Here is a 14,642-nt window from a genome sequence, read left to right on the forward strand (position 1 = left end):
AAACGTTCACTGTGCACACGAATACCGCAGACGACGTGTGCACCGTACTGATTGACCGGCGGGAGAGGCGGGTGGAGTGTCGTCTCCATCACAGCCCCTTTCGTTCACTCTCCCGTTAAGGATTCACCACTGTGCAGCCCGTTGATCTCACCGCCGCCCACTGGGTGTACCTGGCCGGCGTCATCGTCATCATCGCGACGATGGTCATGCGCAAGAACATCGTCGTGCCGGCCGTCATCGCCACGTTCCTCACCGCGTTCGCCTTCTCGGACAGCATCGTCACGGCCATCGCGTCGATCTTCAATGCGAGCCTCGTCGCGGCGGAGGAACTGTTCAACATCTTCCTGATCATCGCGCTGGTCACCGCGATGCTCGGTGGTCTGCGTCAGATGGGTGCCGACCGGCTGATGATCGCCCCGTTCCGCAGGGTGATGCGCAGTCCGACAAGCAGTTTCATCGTGTTGGCGGTGGTCACCTATGTGATCTCGCTGTTCTTCTGGCCCACTCCGGCGGTGCCACTGGTGGGTGCGGTGCTGATCCCGGTGGCCATCCGGGCCGGGCTGTCGCCGATGTCGGTGGGCATGGTGATCGCTATTTCCGGACAGGGCATGGCGTTGTCGTCGGACTACGTGATGAAGGTGGCCCCGGGCATCTCGGCGAAGGCTGCCGGCATCGATCCGGATGCGGTGGCCGACAAGGCATTGATCCTGTCGCTGATCATCGGTGCGGTTGCCGTGGTGATCACCTGGGTGATGCAACGACGCACCTGGCGTGCACCGTCGGCGGAGTTGCTGACGGAGTGGGAGAGCGCGGCGGACAGTCACATCGTCGCGACCACGACGACCACGAAGAATGCACCGGCAAGCGGTGAGATCGAGGTCGCGACAACCACATCCACCGGCGGACACGGCTCCACCGCGACCGCGCATGCCGCGGGTGGCTCCGGCGACTCGACGAGCACGCCCGGCGATGCGGTGGGTACCGCGGTCATCGACCCGGCGACCGGGTCCGGCGGCGACGACGGGCTCGGTGGCTCGGGCTCCGACGCCGACTTCGGCCGCAGTTACAAGGCAACTGTTTTCGCATGCCTGGTGCCGTTGGTGTATTTGGTGTTCATCGCCTACCTGGCCCTCGGCAAGATGGGTGTGGTCCCCGCGCTGGAGGGTGGCGAGGCAGCCGCCATGGTCGGCGGAATCGCCGCGCTGTTGCTGTTCGCGGTGTGCGCCGCCGACGAACCGACCAAGTTCTTGGAGACCACGGCCGAACACCTCGTCGACGGTCTGGTGTTCGCATTCAAGGCCATGGGCATCGTGCTCCCGATCGCCGGGTTCTTCCTCATCGGCAGCGCCGATTTTGCCGGCAAGATCCTCGGTCTCGCCGACGACGCCCCCGGCCCGGCCCTGCTGTTCGACCTGGTGACCGCCGCCGAGTCGCACCTGCCGAACGTCCCGATCGTCACCACCTTCGGTGTCCTCATCGTCGGCCTGATCGCCGGTCTGGAAGGGTCGGGCTTCAGCGGCCTGCCGCTGACCGGCGCGCTCGCCGGCGCTCTGGCCCCCGGCTCGGGCATGGACCCGGCGACACTCGCCGCGATCGGTCAGATGGGCAACATCTGGTCGGGTGGCGGCACCCTGGTCGCGTGGTCGTCGCTCGTCGCGGTGGCCGGGTTCGCTCGAGTGCCCGTGTTGAGTCTGGCCCGCAAGTGCTTCGTTCCGGTGATGAGCGGCCTCGTGATCGCGACCGTGATCGCGACGTATCTGTTGTAACGGTCGCTCGTGTAACCTCCTCGTCCCCAGCACTTTTCGCTCTTCCCCCGGGTTTCTGTTCTTCCCCCGCGTGCACGCGGGGGAAGGTCGCAAACCCGGGGGAAGAAGTGTGTTCGCCTCCCACCCCGTGACGATTCGCGATCGACTATTAGGTTACCCTACGCTTACTTAACGATAGTTGGATTGTGAATAGAGAACGGCAGGATCGAACATGTCACGTGCACGACGTTTCCGGCGAAAGGGACGCGCTCCCGCATTGACCGCGCTCACGCTGACCGCGGCGCTCGCCCTCACGGTCGGTTGCTCATCCCGCGAAGAAGTGCAGGATTCGGCGTCCACCGGCGAGACGATCACGGTGACCGACCAGCGCGGCAAGACGCTGACCCTCGACGGCCCGGCCGCAAAGGTGGCCTTCACCGTCATGCCCGCCCCGTCGATCTTCGCCGCGGTGGATCGCAGTTACGACCGGATCGTCGGCATCAACCAGTCGACGCTCACCGCCAACCAGGGCGGGATGTTCGGCAAGATGTTCCCGGCATCGAAGAGCACCGAGGTCATCGCGGGCAGCGACTTCGTCCCGAACGTCGAGACAGTCACCCAACTGAACCCCGACGTCGTCGTCCAGTGGGGTGACCGTGGCCCCGGCGTGACCGAACCGCTCGAGGCTGCCGGATACCCGGTACTCGGCCTCGAATACGGCACGCAGGAAGACCTCGAAGCGTGGATCACGCTGTTCTCGGAAATCATCGGCAAGCCCGAGCGCGGCAAGGAACTGGTCGACTGGCAGCACGACGAGCTGGCGTCGATCCGCAAGACCGTCGCGAGCCAGCCCGGCCCCCGACCACGCGCCATGATCCTGTCCAAGACCGGCGACACGTTCAGCACCACGTCTCCCGACGGCTATGACGGCTTCCAATTCCCGCTTGTCGGTGCCGATCTCGTCAGCAAAGGTGTCTCCTCCGACAGCGGACAGATCAACCCCGAGCAGATCATCGCCTGGGACCCCCAGGTGATCATGCTGAGCGGCTTCGACAAGTCGACCCCGGCCGACATCTACTCCGATGCCCGATTTGCGAATGTTGCGGCAGTCAAGGAGAAGCGGGTCTACAAGACACCGCTCGGCGCGTACCGGTGGCAGGTGCCCAGCATGGAGTCTCCGCTGATGTGGCAGTGGATGAATCGCTTGCTCTACCCGGGCCGCACCGACAATACCCTTCGCTCCCAGGTCCGTTCGGCCTTCGACGACCTGTACGGCTACGAGATCACCGAGGACGAGATCGACCAGGTGCTCCGGGTCGACGTGAACCGCGATGCGGCCAACTATGACCAGTTCCTCCGTTGACGTCCAGGCGCCCGCATCGGACGACGCCGTCCCGCCGCCCGGACAACCGCGGCGGCGTCTGCGGAGCCGGGTGGGAGCCGACGCGACACTGATCATCGCGTTCGCCGTCGTCCTGCTGATCGTCGCGATCGGCGCGCTGGCGGTGGGCCGATACACGGTGCCGCCCAACGAGATCGTCAGAATGCTGCTCGGTCAGGTGTTCCCGCTGCAGCACACCTGGTATCCGCAGGAGGAGTCGGTGGTTCTCGACGTCCGCCTCCCTCGGGTGCTCCTGGTGATCCTGGTGGGTGCCGGGTTGTCGTTGACCGGCGCGGTGATGCAGGCGGTGTTCCGCAATCCTCTTGCCAGCGCCCAGATTCTCGGGGTGTCGTCGGGAGCGTCGTTCGGCGGCGTGCTCGCCCTGCTGTTCGGACTCGGCAGCGTCGCCCTGGTCAGTGGCGCCTTCTTCGGCGGCATCCTCGCCTTGGTCCTCGTGCTCGCCATCGCACGCGCCGTCCCGGGCGCACCGCTGCTGATGATCATCCTCGGCGGCACCGTGGTGGGTGCGATGTTCCAGGCGATGGTCTCGTTCATCACCTACATCGCCGATCCGTCCAGCGAGCTGCCGTCGATCGTGTTCTGGCTCATGGGTTCGTTCGCCACCGCGTCGTACAGCAAGATCCTCATCGCCGCGGTGCCGATCATCCCGGCCGCCGTGGTGATGCTGGCACTCCGCTGGCGGGTCAACATCTTGTCGATGGGCGACGAGGATGCCATCGCGATCGGGCTACGGCCACAACGACTTCGGCTCGTGCTGCTGCTGTGCGTCGCGCTCATCACGGCCGGTTCGGTCGCGGTGGCCGGTGTGGTCTCCTGGGTGGGACTCGTGGTGCCGCACCTGGTGCGCATGATCGTGGGCACCGACAACCGTCGGGTGCTGCCGATCAGCGCGCTGCTCGGCGCCACCTACCTGTTGGTGATCGACACCTTGTCCCGGACGATCAACTCGGCCGAGATCCCGATCGGCATCCTCACCGCGGTGATCGGCGCCCCGTTCTTCATCGCGCTGCTGATCAAGAACCGCAACCGATTGTGGGGGTCGGCGAATGCTTGACGTGCAGACCATCTCGTTCCGCTACTCGTCGCGGAGTCCGTGGATCTTCACCGATCTCACGGTCCGCGCCGAGCAGGGCGAGGTGCTCGCCATCCTCGGCCCCAACGCCCGCGGCAAGACGACGACGCTGAAGACCATGGCCGGCCTGCTGCGCCCGAGCTCGGGGAAGGTGATCACCTCCGGCCCGGTCGGCTATGTACCGCAAAGCCATTCGGCAGTGTTCTCCTTCACCGCGCTCGACATCGTGCTGATGGGCCGTGCCCGCAAGGTGCGGATCTACGAAACTCCGCGCAGTGCGGACCGCGTGGCTGCCCACGAGGCGTTGGCCCGTATCGGGGCCGAGCATCTCGCCACCCGCGACTACACCGGTCTCAGTGGCGGCGAACGCCAACTCGTCCTCATCGCCCGGGCACTGGTCTCGGAGTGCGACTCGCTGGTGCTCGACGAACCCGCCTCCGCCCTGGATCTGCGCAACCAGGCGCTCGTCCTCACCGTGCTGCGTGACCTCGCCGACCAGGGCATGACCGTGGTGATGACGACGCATCATCCCGACCACGCCCTGCACATCGCCGAACGGTCGATGCTCATGGTGGGGCCCGGCGACCAGCGCATCGGCCCGACCCGCGAACTGCTCACCGAGCAGCAACTCACGGAGCTGTACGGGGTGCCGATCGTCGCAGCCGACGTCGAGACACCCAGTGGCCCGAGGCGTTTGGCCGTACCCGATTTCGGAAGTGGTGTGCGATGACGATTCTGCATGCGGTGATGGCTCCCGCGGACGCCGGTGTCGTGCAGGACATGCGCGAGGTGGACGTCTACGACCTACCGGCCTCACTCTCCGACGACGTAACCGGCGTCCATCTGGCGGGTGATGTCGATCAGGAGTTCCTCGTCGAACATCGGGAAGCGCTGTCCGAGTTCGTCTCCCACGGTGGTCGAGTGATGGTGAACGGACACGTGCAGCGGATCTTCCTGGACGGATTGGTCCGATGGCGGAAGCTGGACTTCCGCACACCCGCCGATCTGGCCCTGACCCGTGTCGGCGAACACCCGGTGTGGGCGGGCATCGATCCGGATGCCCTGCTCTACAACACCGGCATGAAGGGGATCATCGACCTCGCCGAGCGTGAGCGCATCGGCGTCGCAGGGTTTTACGGCCGCGGGTGCTACCTACATCTGCCCGCCGAGACCCTGGTGGTACACACGATCGGCGCCACCGCGGCACCCCTCGACTACGAGTATCCCCTCGGTCGCGGACAAGTACTGGTTCACGGAGGAAACGACCTGCTGCAATTCGCCACCGCAGACCGCGGCACCGCCCGGATGCGTGATCAGCTCCTGACCTGGCTGAGTGGCCGATGACGGCCCCCGCAACCGTCGTCATGCTGCACGGCGGAAGTCACGCCCAACTCGCCACCCTCGATGATCCGGCGCTGCGCCCCTACCGGATTCGCCCGCTGCACATCCGGACGGCGGCAGTCGATGACCTGTCGTCGGCCGACGTGGTGATCGTCGCCGATCGCCTGCGCCCGGATCTGCTGGCACGGTGGCATGTTCATATCCTCGCCTGCCTCGACCGCGGCGCCACGGTGATGGTGTACGGCGAGAACCATGTCGGCGACTGGCTGCCCGGAGTCCGCGAACAGCCACGCCCCACGAACTTCTGGTGGTGGCGGACCGGCGAGGATTCGCGTCTTCGTCGGCGCGCCGACGACCACCCGGCGTGGGGATACTTCTCGGAACGATCGGTGATCTGGCACTACCACGGCGCGCTCACCGCGCCCGGCACCGTCAGCCTGGTGGATCTGCTCACCGTCGACGGCGAGACCGACGGCTCCGTCCTGCTCGTCGACGAACACACCCATCCAGGACGACTGCTGGTGACCACGATGGATCCCGTCTACCACCACGGTTCCGGATTCATGCCCGGCGCAACACAACTGCTGTACTCGTCCCTGCGGTGGGCGACCCGATGAAGAGGAGAACACAATGCTGACAGTCCACGAGGGCGACACCGCGATCGAGTTGTCGGTGGCCGACGTGATGAAGTACCACGGCCCCGGCTATCCCGGTGGCGTCGCACACGCATATCTGGCGTTACAGCAGGCACTCGTCTCACTCGGCCCGGTGCAGCGTCGAGAGGTGGTGGTACGCACCGCATTCCCAGGTCCGGGCGGTCGCGATGCGCTGGAGATGGCGCTGCGCGCGGTGACCGACGAGCGCTACACGGTCGATTCAGGCCTCGCACGACCGGATCGGGGCGTGACGTTGGCGCGCTATGTGTGGCAGTTCGGCTACCGCGGCCACGAGGTGACGGTGCAACTGCGCGACGGCGGATTCGTCACCTCCGAGTTCATCGAACTCGGCGCCACCTCCGGACGCACCGCCGAGCAGGAAGCCCGACTGGTGGTGCTCAAGCAGGAGATGACCGACCGACTCCTGGCGGCAGGCCCGGGTGAGGCGTACGAGACGGTCGAGGTGCAGGCCGCAGCATCCTGATCAGCCAGGTGTGGGTCCCCCAGAAACCTGTCTGACCCACTCGCGACAATGGGCCCATGAGCACCATCGACCGTCCCATGCCGCCGCTGAACGCCGACGAACGCACCACCCTCGAGGGCTGGCTCGACTTTCATCGCGCGACGCTCGCCGTCAAGTGCGATGGTCTCGACGATGCGCAGGCGGCCACGGCGTCGGCGCCGCCGTCGGGATTCACGTTGACAGGTCTCGTGCAGCACATGGCGGAGGTGGAACGGAACTGGTTCCGGCGTGTACTGACCGGCGAGCGGGTGGCGCCCATCTACGATCCGCAGGCTGATCCAGACGGCCCGGACGGCGGCTTCGCTGTCGCCGAGGGCGCCACCCTGCGCGACGCCCTGACCACCTGGCAGGCGGAGATCACCCGGTCTCGCGAGCTCTGCGCGGCCCGCAGCCTGACCGACACCGGCAGCATCCGCGGCCAGGCGGTCAGTCTGCGCTGGATCTACGTCCACATGATCGAGGAGTACGCGCGACACAACGGTCATGCGGATCTGCTTCGGGAGCGCATCGACGGTATGACGGGTGTGTAGGTTCGTGGCCTGACCTGACAGATGCACGCAGAACTTCCAAAAACACACGGAGCGTTGCGTGTTTCTGAGAGTTCTGCGTGATGTCGATACAGCCGATCTGGCCAATCGACGGCCGGACGGACCACGTCATCCACCCGAACGACACCGCTCGACGTAGACAGGCACCGGCCGCGACCTCGACTACTGTGCGCGTGCGCAACCGGCTACATTCGTCGCAACACCGCGCGGCTCGAACTGCGCAGCCCGAGCGATGAGGACAACCATGAACGCACCCCAGCCGCCCTATGGACAGCAGCCGTACCCGCAGCAGTACGGATCGACGCCATACGGCGCCGCGCCGCAGCAGACGTATCCCGCCGTGCCCCAGTATCAGCCTCAGCCCGGGACACCTCCGCCGTATCCGGCTGCACAACAACCGTATCCACAAGCCGGCTACCCGTCGACCGCACCGCCGAACCCACAGACGCAGTACGCACCGCAGCAGTACGCACAGGCCCAGAAGTACGGCGCACCACAGGCGGCCGTGCAGGGCATCGGGTTGACCACCGAGTTCTTTCCGCTCGCCTGGGTGTTCTTCTTCATCAAGCCGTCGATCTCGGTGAACGGTTACGAACTGCCCCGCTCTCCATGGGGCCGGACCGTGATTCCACTGCCGCCGGGGCAGCACCACGTGCATGTGCACGTCCCCTACCTGCTGCCCAGCCGTCTTGGCCCGGCCGACACTGTCATCCCGGTGCATCCCAACCAGGTGACAGAAACCGAGTACAAGGCGCCGCTGTGGGCCTTCAGTCCGGGTTCGCTGGGAATGGGTCCCCAGTCGTACAACGGTGTCGGAGCGACAATCGCGATCGCCGCGATCTCGTTCGTACTGTTCCTCCTGGTGCTGATCCTGCCGTTGATCGCCACCGCGGCGGCGTAACGCCGTTCAGCGTCTCTTCAGCTTCACCGACGCACAATCCATGGAACTGTCGGAATGGTTTGTGGGAGCAAAGGATGAACTGGACTCGTCGTGTGGGAGCCGTTCCGCTGCTCGCCCTGACCGCGGTGGTTGCACCGATGCTGACCGATGCGTCCGCGCAGGCCGCCACTGAGCGCGCTCGGTCGTCGGTGAGCAGCCCACCCGAGTCACCGCCGCCGGGCGCGCTGCTCTCGGCGTTCGCAGGCAATCAGCTGAAGTACTGCTCGCTCATCTGTCCGCACATCATTGACGGTCTCGTCCAGGTGCCGATCGCTCTGGTGCGTGCACCGGGAGTCTTCGTCGATGCCCGCGCACGAACCGGATCCACCGACCGCGCAACGGGTATCGCCGCAGCCTCGGTCACCGGGCCGGCCAACTCGGCGATGGCCGGCATCATCGGCGACGACCTCGATCTGGTGTTGCCCCGGGCTCAGAACGCTCTCGAAGTGGCGGTGGTCGAGATGATCGCCGTCGCCGACAAAGCCCGGGCAGGCGCACCACCGGCGACCGTCGGCACGGCCTTCAACACCGCGCGCGGAAAGACTCTGGAAGCGCTCAACGCGCCGATCGTCCCGAATCCGCCCGACATCGCCACCCCGCACACTGCGGCGCAGGCCGCGGCGCTCGATGCCATCGACGTCGGTTCGGCGATCCTGTTCCAGGCCCCCGAACAGGTGATGGCCGGCGCGACCGATGCGGCCGACATCGCTGCGCGCCGACTCGCCGCGACCGGCGACGTGAACAGCGCTCGCGCAACAGGAATGGCACACCTTAACGACACCGTCGCCCAGGCCGGCGAGGCGATCCGTCGGTCGATCACCAATCACCATGTGCCGCAAGGGGACGGCTAGGCGGCGCAGCCACGCCGGTGCGCGATCCTGTAGCCACCTCACCTTGAGGTTGCCACCTTCGCGCGCGCGAAGGTACGTACCGCGAAACGAGGTGACTGCGCGACCGACTCGAGAACTCGGCAAGGCTGCTGGCACACGTGGCCCACACCAGCACACCTGCCACGCGGACGCACGACCGAGTAGACACCCCATCTCACAGTTGCCACCTTCGCGCAAGCGAAGGTGGCAACCACGAGATGAGGTGAACGAACTACCGGTGCCCCGTCACTCGGCGGCGCCCACGGCCCACGCTTGTGTGCCGTTGTGCGTGTCCCGCACACTCGTCTCGTCGGCGTCCACCTCGTCGTCCACCGATCGATTCCGCGTTTCCCGGAGGCCGAGCACGAACGCCAGGCAGAGGGCCAGCGCCACCGCGGCCCCGACGAAGATGCCCGACATGTGCACGATCGGCAGCGCCGCGCCGACCGCGATCGGACCGATCAGTGCACCGACCTTGCCGAACATCGATGCGCAGCCCTGACCCGAGGATCGGATGGCCGTCGGATAGCTCTCCGGCGTCAGGGTGTAGATCACCGCGAAGCATCCGTTCATCAGGAACGAGAGCGCCGACCCGGCCAACACGATCGTGAGCGACGACCCGGCGAGACTGAATCCGATGGCGGCCAGCACCGAGAGCCCGAACAGCATTGCCAGGGTGTAGCGCCGGCCGAGTCGGGTGTCCTGGACGAACGACATCGAGATCCCGCCGAAGATGGCCGCGGCGTTCATGATGAAGGTGTAGCCGAGGGAGTCGAGCAGCGAGTATCCGCGGTCGACCAACATACTCGGCAGCCACAGCAAGAACGTGTAGTACACCATCTGCAGGAAGAACCAGACGCCCCAGATGCGGGCCGTGGTGCTGGCGAACGGCCGCGACCACACCGCCAGGATCGCCTGCTTGAATCCCGCCTTCTGCGTATCCGACTCACCACGAGCAGCGTCGGCCGCGGGCCGCCACGAGCCACCGAGCGAGGTGACGATGGTGCTCGCTTCGTCTGCGCGGCCGTGCAATTCGAGCCAGCGGGGCGATTCCGGCACGTTGCGACGCATGAACACCACGTACAGCGCGGGCAGTCCGGCCAGTCCCAGCGCCCAACGCCAGCCGTCGTCGCTCATCGGGATCACGGCCAGACCGATCAACGTGGCCAACGGCAATCCGACGGTGAAGAACGTGTCACCCAGCCCGGCCAGTCGGCCGCGGAACTTCTTGGGCATCATCTCGATGATGTAGGGCGTCAGCAGCGCTGCCTCTCCACCGATTCCGATACCCGCGAAGAAGCGCAGCACCGCAAAGCTCTCGGCGTTCCAGGCGAACGCCGAGATGATGGTGAGGACCGTGAACACCAGGATGGTGATCCGCATCATCCGCGCGCGGCCGAATCTGTCGGCCAGGATGCCGACCATGGCGACACCGATCATGTAGCCGGCCAATGCGGCGTTACTGATCAATCCCATGGAGAAGCTGCCGAGATCGAAGTGGTCCTTCAGGACCGGCAGCACGGCGCCGACGATGGTCAGATCGACGGCTTCGATCAGAAAACCCACGGATGCCATTGCCCAGATGGTCAGATGCTTTCGCGACAGGGGCAGGTTCTCCATGGTCGCCGCGAGCGACTTGTGATCCTGTGTGGTCATGGTTGTTCCGCTCTGAGGTTTGGGGGCTGACGATACGAAGAGACCAAACCGGCAGGCTCAGCCTATGCGTACGAGCGCCGATCAGGTGCCTCGAGATCCCACGGTCGTGAACTCCCCGGAATCCCGACTCAACTGCAGTTTCTGCGCGTCGAGTGATTCGACTATCGCCACTTGTAGGACAACTGTCAATAGCTGACTCTCTATTTTTCATGAGCGTGACACGGATTTAACGAGCCCCCTCGCGGGTCTCTCGAACCGCTTTTCCACCAGCCCAAATCGTGATAGACAGATGGCAGTTGTCCTACAAGTTGAAGGAGTGTCGATGGACGCAGCACTTGCGCTACGTCGTGCCGACGTCGTCACCGAGACCGGCATCCGACAAGCCGACGTACTCGTCGATGACGGAATGATCGTGGCTGTCGGGACAGAGCTGACCGTCGATTCCGCAATACGGACCGTCGACGCGACCGGCCTGCTGCTGTGCCCCGGCTTCATCGATCTCCACGCGCATTCCGCACTGCAGCCCTTCGACGATCCGCTGTTGTCGGCGAAGGTCGGGCAGGGCTTCACGACGGAACTGATCTGTCCGGATGGCCTGGGCCCGGCACCGGTCACCGACGCGACCACCGATATCCGACGACGCTATCTCCAAGGTCTGGAACCGAGCGTCGACGCAGCGTGGGAGTGGCGATCGATGCAGTCGTACCTCGACGCGCTGCAGGGCACCGCGCCCGCCGCCAACATGACGAGCTGTGTACCGCACAGTGCGGTCCGGGAATCGGTGATGGGCAACGCCAACCGTGCGCCCGATCGTCGAGAGATGGCCGCCATGAAGGATCTGGTCGCCGAATCGCTGGCGGCCGGGGCGCGCGCCGTCTCGTTCGGCATGATCTATGCGCCCGGCCTCTATGCCGACACAGACGAACTGCGCCAGATCGCCGAGACAGCCGCCGCCTACGAGGTGCCGCTGGTTCCGCATGTCCGCAACGAGGCCGCCGGCGTCATCGAATCCATCGCGGAGTTCGTCCGGGTGTGTGAGGAGACAGGTGCGCACCTGCACATCTCACATGTGAAGCTCGTCGGCGTCCCCCACCTTCTCACCGATCTCCTGGACGAGCTGTCGGGGGCGCACGACCGCATCCGACTGACCTGCGACCAGTACCCGTACGGGGCAGGCAGCACCCTGCTCTCGGCGCTGCTCCCCGGCTACGCATTCGATGGAGGTCCACAGGCCACCCTCGAGCGGGTCTCGGATCGCGCAGAGCGGGAACGGATGGCCCGGGACATGCATGCCGGGTTGCCCAACTGGGAGAACCTCTTCGCGGCCTGCGGTCCCGACAACATCGTCATCACGCAGGCGGCCGGCACCCGCGGCGACACCGTGTCGAAGACCGTCGCGCAGATCGCCGACGACACGAACACCGATCCCGCGTTTGCGGTGATCGACCTGCTCCGTGACACCGAACTCGATGCCTGCATGATCGACCACTACGCGACCGAGACCGTCGTCCGCGAGATCTTCACGTCGTCGGGCGCACTCGTCGGATCGGACGGTGTGTTCAACCCGCATCCGCACCCCCGGCTGTACGGAACGGCACCACGGGTACTCGGACGATATGCACTGCGGGAGAAGTTGATCAGCGTTCCCGAGGCCATCCGACGCTTGAGTGCCGGGCCGGCCCAAGTCCTCGGCCTCGATGACCGCGGCGTCATCGCACCGGGCAAGCGTGCCGATCTGGTCCTCATCGATCCCGCCCGGTACGTCGACACCGCAACCTACGCCGATCCCCATCAGACACCGCCCGGCGTCGAACTGGTCACGGTAGGTGGTCAGGCTGTGTGGGAGAACGGGAGTCACACCGGCGCACGCCCCGGCCTGGTCTCCGGCGCAGCGACCGATGCAATCGACGGGAGCAGCCGATGACCCTCCAGCCCGACGTCTCCTCGGTCCCCGACACAGCGCTCGCCGCCACCGTCCTCGAACTCGTCAACGCGACCAGCGTCTCACCGGACACCGAGGCGGGTTCGGCCGCGCTGACCGGCCTTCTCACCACGCACGGATTCGACGTCCGGACCGACGACTGGGGAAATGTCCTGGGCCGGATGGTGTTCGGGCCAGGACCGACGGTGCTCTACGACGCGCACGTGGACACCGTCGAGGTCGGCGACCCGGCGGGTTGGCGATACGACCCGCGCGGGGAGCAGGTCGGCGACCGCATCGTGGGCCGCGGCACCGTCGACACCAAGGGCCCACTCGCCGCGGCCATCCACGCCGCAGACCGGCTACGCGACGACCCGACGGTGTCGGGCACCTTGATCGTGTCCGGTTCGGTCGACGAGGAGCTGGCGGAGGGGCCTGCCCTGGGCCGCATCCTCGACGACGTCTCCCCCGACGTGGTGGTGATCGGCGAACCCTCGGGAAACGTCCTACACATCGGACAGCGCGGACGTGCGGAGGTGGTCGTCGAGGTCATCGGCGTCTCGTCGCACTCGGCCTTCCCCACCGCGGGGGTGAACGCCGTCGAGGTGATGGCCGACCTTCTCCAAGCATTGCGCAGCATGCCGTTTCGCGCCGACGCGAATCTGGGTTCCGGCCAACTGACCTTGGTGAGCATCCGTTCTGCACCGTATCCGAGTCAGTCGACGGTGCCGTCCTCGTGCGTCGCCGTCTTCGACCGGCGCACCGTGGTCGGCGAGACCGAGGAGCAAGTGCTCGACGAAGTCCGCTCGATCGTCGAACCGATCGCACGCGCGAACGATGCGCGCGTCGAGGTGTCCCTTGCCCGCGCGCGTTGGCGCACGTGGCGCGGACACGACGTCGACGTCCCGGTGTTCGCACCGGCCTGGCATCAGGCCGCTGACAGCTGGCCCGTCGACCAGGTGGTGGCAGGCCTCGAACGACGCGGACTGCCATCGGCGACGAGCACATGGCCGTTCTGCACCCACGGGTCGGAGAGCGCCGGCCATCGCAGGATTCCCACGATCGGATACGGGCCGGGCGACCCATCGCTGGCGCACACCGCAGACGAATCGATCTCGATGACGCAACTACAGAGGGGCGTCGAGGGATACCACGCCATCTTCACGAGCCTGCTGCACCAGGACGGCGCCGCCGGCTCATCCCTCCCGGCGCCGTCGTAACTGAAAGGTGAACGATTCCGGGCTCAGCCAGGCCTCGCTGCGATTGACGATCTCGCCCGATTCGTCTCGGGTGAGCTCGCTCAACTGCAGCAGGGCCGACGCCGAGCCACCGAACCGCGTGGACATCTCTGCGTCGGGCACGACCGGCGTGATCTGGCAGTCCGAATATGCCGCAAGCCCGCGCTCCAGCAACACGTCGAGGACGGACCCGTCGAACATCCTGCGCATCTCGTCGGTGGTCAGCACGGTGTCGGGCACGTAATCGACGATGAACGCCACGACGCGATCGTCGATCAACTTGGTTCGGCTCACCCGCGTGAAACCGTCTGCAGCGTCGAAGATCTCGGTGTTCTCATCGTCGCCCGCGGCGAGATGCACGATGTCCACGTCGCCGGAATCGATAGGTCGACCGGAATTCGACGCGAAGGTGTCAAAGGAGACCAGACGGTCGAGGCCGGAATGAATCGACTCGGGCCGGGGCAGCACCCAGGAGCCCGAACCACGCACGATGCGAATGTATCCGGCGTCCTTGAGTCCCTGCATCGCCGTCCGGATGGTGACCCGGGAGGCACCGAAGATCTCGCACAGTTCGGTTTCCGACGGCATCTTGTCGCCGGGCTGCAGCCGCCCGGACAGGATGAACTCGCCGAGGATGGTCTCGCGAATCTCCGATTGCAGCGGGCGCCTGGAGCGGATTCGCGAAATATCTTTGCTCACAGCCGGTTTCGTCGAGGACGCCATCCGAACCT

14 protein-coding genes are annotated in these 14,642 nt (G+C 65.9%); 12 read left to right on the forward strand and 2 right to left on the reverse strand.

Translation table 11 applies throughout. The features are described from left to right. Window positions 1–200 precede the first annotated feature (200 nt). The 10 genes from AAFP35_RS03795 to AAFP35_RS03840 all read left to right on the forward strand — a co-directional run bounded on the left by AAFP35_RS03795 (window position 201) and on the right by AAFP35_RS03840 (window position 9,078). Window positions 201–1,766 carry a hypothetical protein gene (locus AAFP35_RS03795; protein ID WP_419220447.1) on the forward strand — a complete coding sequence of 522 codons (1,566 nt, stop codon included), beginning with the start codon at window positions 201–203 and terminating at the stop codon, window positions 1,764–1,766. A gap of 211 nt (window positions 1,767–1,977) precedes the next feature. Beyond that, window positions 1,978–3,108 carry an ABC transporter substrate-binding protein gene (locus AAFP35_RS03800; protein WP_419220217.1) on the forward strand — a complete coding sequence of 377 codons (1,131 nt, stop codon included), beginning with the start codon at window positions 1,978–1,980 and terminating at the stop codon, window positions 3,106–3,108. Beyond that, window positions 3,089–4,201, forward strand: a complete 1,113-nt coding sequence (locus AAFP35_RS03805; RefSeq protein WP_419220218.1) for a FecCD family ABC transporter permease — start codon at window positions 3,089–3,091, stop codon at window positions 4,199–4,201. Before AAFP35_RS03800 ends, AAFP35_RS03805 begins: the two co-directional genes overlap by 20 nt. Further along, entirely contained in the window at window positions 4,194–4,949 is a 756-nt protein-coding gene (locus AAFP35_RS03810) for an ABC transporter ATP-binding protein (protein WP_419220219.1), read from the forward strand. The genes AAFP35_RS03805 and AAFP35_RS03810 overlap by 8 nt, the downstream gene beginning before the upstream one ends. Then, window positions 4,946–5,563 carry a hypothetical protein gene (locus AAFP35_RS03815; protein WP_419220220.1) on the forward strand — a complete coding sequence of 206 codons (618 nt, stop codon included), beginning with the start codon at window positions 4,946–4,948 and terminating at the stop codon, window positions 5,561–5,563. Before AAFP35_RS03810 ends, AAFP35_RS03815 begins: the two co-directional genes overlap by 4 nt. Beyond that, on the forward strand, window positions 5,560–6,177 hold the full coding sequence (locus tag AAFP35_RS03820; protein ID WP_419220221.1) for a hypothetical protein: 618 nt from the start codon (window positions 5,560–5,562) through the stop codon (window positions 6,175–6,177). Before AAFP35_RS03815 ends, AAFP35_RS03820 begins: the two co-directional genes overlap by 4 nt. Before the next feature lie 13 nt (window positions 6,178–6,190). Continuing rightward, the gene (locus AAFP35_RS03825) at window positions 6,191–6,700 is read left to right on the forward strand and encodes a hypothetical protein (RefSeq protein ID WP_419220222.1); all 510 of its coding nucleotides are present in this window, start codon (window positions 6,191–6,193) and stop codon (window positions 6,698–6,700) included. A gap of 56 nt (window positions 6,701–6,756) precedes the next feature. Next, on the forward strand, window positions 6,757–7,269 hold the full coding sequence (locus tag AAFP35_RS03830; protein WP_419220223.1) for a DinB family protein: 513 nt from the start codon (window positions 6,757–6,759) through the stop codon (window positions 7,267–7,269). 262 nt (window positions 7,270–7,531) lie between these two features. After that, window positions 7,532–8,188 carry a hypothetical protein gene (locus tag AAFP35_RS03835; protein ID WP_419220224.1) on the forward strand — a complete coding sequence of 219 codons (657 nt, stop codon included), beginning with the start codon at window positions 7,532–7,534 and terminating at the stop codon, window positions 8,186–8,188. Window positions 8,189–8,262: 74 nt separating this feature from the next. Beyond that, window positions 8,263–9,078, forward strand: a complete 816-nt coding sequence (locus AAFP35_RS03840) for a hypothetical protein (RefSeq protein ID WP_419220225.1) — start codon at window positions 8,263–8,265, stop codon at window positions 9,076–9,078. A 264-nt stretch (window positions 9,079–9,342) separates the two neighbouring features. Here the strand turns inward: AAFP35_RS03840 and AAFP35_RS03845 are convergent, their stop codons facing one another. Then, window positions 9,343–10,752, reverse strand: coding sequence for an MFS transporter (locus AAFP35_RS03845; protein ID WP_419220226.1), 1,410 nt, complete (start codon window positions 10,750–10,752; stop codon window positions 9,343–9,345). A gap of 322 nt (window positions 10,753–11,074) precedes the next feature. Between AAFP35_RS03845 and AAFP35_RS03850 the strand changes: the two genes are divergently transcribed. Further along, the gene (locus tag AAFP35_RS03850; RefSeq protein ID WP_419220227.1) at window positions 11,075–12,676 is read left to right on the forward strand and encodes an N-acyl-D-amino-acid deacylase family protein; all 1,602 of its coding nucleotides are present in this window, start codon (window positions 11,075–11,077) and stop codon (window positions 12,674–12,676) included. Beyond that, entirely contained in the window at window positions 12,673–13,893 is a 1,221-nt protein-coding gene (locus tag AAFP35_RS03855; protein ID WP_419220228.1) for a YgeY family selenium metabolism-linked hydrolase, read from the forward strand. The genes AAFP35_RS03850 and AAFP35_RS03855 overlap by 4 nt, the downstream gene beginning before the upstream one ends. On the opposite strand, the gene AAFP35_RS03860 is transcribed toward AAFP35_RS03855, so the two are convergent. After that, window positions 13,870–14,610: a GntR family transcriptional regulator gene (locus tag AAFP35_RS03860; RefSeq protein ID WP_419220229.1), complete on the reverse strand. Its 741-nt coding sequence runs from the start codon at window positions 14,608–14,610 to the stop codon at window positions 13,870–13,872. The genes AAFP35_RS03855 and AAFP35_RS03860 overlap by 24 nt on opposite strands. Window positions 14,611–14,642 lie beyond the last annotated feature (32 nt).

It is taken from the genome of Gordonia sp. CPCC 206044 (assembly GCF_048537895.1).
Classification (GTDB): Bacteria; Actinomycetota; Actinomycetes; order Mycobacteriales; family Mycobacteriaceae; genus Gordonia.